This window comes from Coleofasciculus sp. FACHB-712 (genome assembly GCF_014695635.1).
GTDB lineage: Bacteria > Cyanobacteriota > Cyanobacteriia > Cyanobacteriales > FACHB-T130 > FACHB-T130.
In genome coordinates, this window is sequence record NZ_JACJOQ010000428.1 from 1 (window position 1) to 1895 (window position 1895).

Here is a 1895-nt window from a genome sequence, read left to right on the forward strand (position 1 = left end):
CATATGATGCCATTGTAATAATTGATGAATGACAATCCCATCAAAAAATCCAGCCTGACTCATTCCTAACACAATACCAGCCACAATCAGAGGGCGGCGATCGCGCTGATGGACGGAAGAATTTCCTTGGCTACTCGCCTGGGATGTAGTTTGGTTTGAAGTCATGGCAATACCTCTGTAACAACCTCAGCGCGTACACCACTCGCAACGAAAACGAATTCTTGAGTGCGGTTCGTTATTGACGATGGGGAGAAGAATTTGACTCCCAGAAAATAAACGGAAGCGGAAACAGACCTATCTTCGGGATTAGGCTGCTTCAATTGTTTCGCTTCCTCTCAGAAATTACATCTAACTCCTAGAGGATTGACGATTGTTTTTTGGTATACAAGCTGGGCTAATTCTCTGGCGTTGAGCAGCGATCGCATTTTAGGCTATTGGCAAAATCCACACTAGAAAGTATTCGGTTGCGTCCTCCGCTGCTGAAGTCAGCTTGTTAGCCTAGAGAAGCGACAAATCGCCAACATCTTTACTGAAAATTAGAACCACCAATAATTGTTGAAGTTGGTTTTAATCAGGTAAAAATAGCACTCTTCGGATCTTTCAAGAAAGAACCAAGAAAGAACAGAATTTTATCAGCAGGACTTGAGACCTGATTTTTGTCATGGCTGTACTCACAACATCTATTCAGAACACTCATCCGATTACAGAACTCTATGTGTTTGGTGACAGTCTCTCGGATGCGGGGACGGTGTTCCGAGCGACAGGAGGAATGTATCCACCCAACCCACCTTACTTTCAGGGGCGTTACTCAAATGGTCGGGTTTGGGTTGAGTATCTGGCTCTGCGCCTGGATCTCGCCTCTAATCAAACCAAAAATTTTGCTTACGGAGGAGCAACTTCTGGAAACGATCGCAACAGTTTTGTCCCTGGTTTGCTAGCCCAAGTGCAATCGTTTATCCAAACACATCAACCGCTGAATTCAGAGGCACTGTATGTGCTATGGGCGGGGGGAAATGATTATTTACAGGGAGTCGAGCTAGCCACAATTCCTGTTGAAAATATCACTAAAGCGATCGCTTCTCTGGCTGATAAGGGTGCTAAAAAGCTCCTGGTGGTAAACTTACCCGATTTGGGACAGTTGCCGACTACCCGAACCAGTGCAAATGCTGCCAGACTCAGTGCATTAACCCAAGCCCATAATCAAGGTTTGAGGCGATCGCTTAAGGTAGCTCAGCAGCATTCTGACCTTCAGATTGCGACTCTAGATGCCAATCGGCTGTATCGAGAAGCGATCGCGAATCCGGCAGCGTTTGGCTTTACTAATGTCCTCAATGCCTGTTTGGCTGGCGCTGGGACTTCTGGCAGTCCAGACCAGTTTTTGTTCTGGGATGGCATTCATCCAACAACAGCGACTCATCGCATTTTAGGGGAAACTGCCTTTGCCGCGATTCAAGAAGCAGGGATGCTCAATTCTCCTTCGGTGCTGTTTGGGTAAACCACTCCATTGAAGCTTGAGCGATCGCACTCGGAACCGTGTGGGGTCCGTTGAACTCGTGATACTGCACGTCATAGCTTGCCCGTTGTAACTGCGGCACAATCCGGCGGCTGCATCGCTCAATCGGCAACACCGTGTCCCCCTTCCCGTGAGAAATGAATACCTGCGGCTTCCCTTCCTGTGCCGCAGGAGCCATGAATCCCGGTGAGAAGGCAATGATGTGGCTAAACAAGTCGCCATTGGTAATGCCCACTGAGAGGGCGTAGGAAGCCCCATCCGAGAAACCCGCGATCGCTACCTGATTTGGCGCGATCGCGTAACGGCTGAAGGTTTGTGCCAGCGCCCGGTCAATAAAAGTAATATCGGCACCGTACCCACTCCGAATCACGTCCCAAGTTTG

Annotated in this window: 3 protein-coding genes; 1 reads left to right on the top strand and 2 read right to left on the bottom strand. The window is 48.6% G+C overall.

The features are described 5' to 3' along the window. On the bottom strand, positions 1–165 hold a 165-nt coding region (locus tag H6F50_RS27585; RefSeq protein WP_190429048.1), incomplete at its 3' end, for a DUF2243 domain-containing protein. A gap of 496 nt (positions 166–661) precedes the next feature. On the opposite strand from H6F50_RS27585, the gene H6F50_RS13190 reads away from it, so the two are divergent. After that, entirely contained in the window at positions 662–1495 is an 834-nt protein-coding gene (locus tag H6F50_RS13190; RefSeq protein ID WP_190429049.1) for an SGNH/GDSL hydrolase family protein, read from the top strand. Here H6F50_RS13190 and H6F50_RS13195 read toward each other — a convergent pair. Further along, the coding region (locus tag H6F50_RS13195; protein WP_242029013.1) for an alpha/beta hydrolase-fold protein at positions 1467–1895 on the bottom strand (429 nt) is incomplete at its 5' end. The two genes, H6F50_RS13190 and H6F50_RS13195, sit on opposite strands and share 29 nt — an antisense overlap.

Excerpts from the sequence above, each read along its gene's own strand:
- H6F50_RS13190 (WP_190429049.1), top strand. The coding sequence starts at position 662 with ATGGCTGTACTCACAACATCTATTCAGAACACTCATCCGATTACAGAA.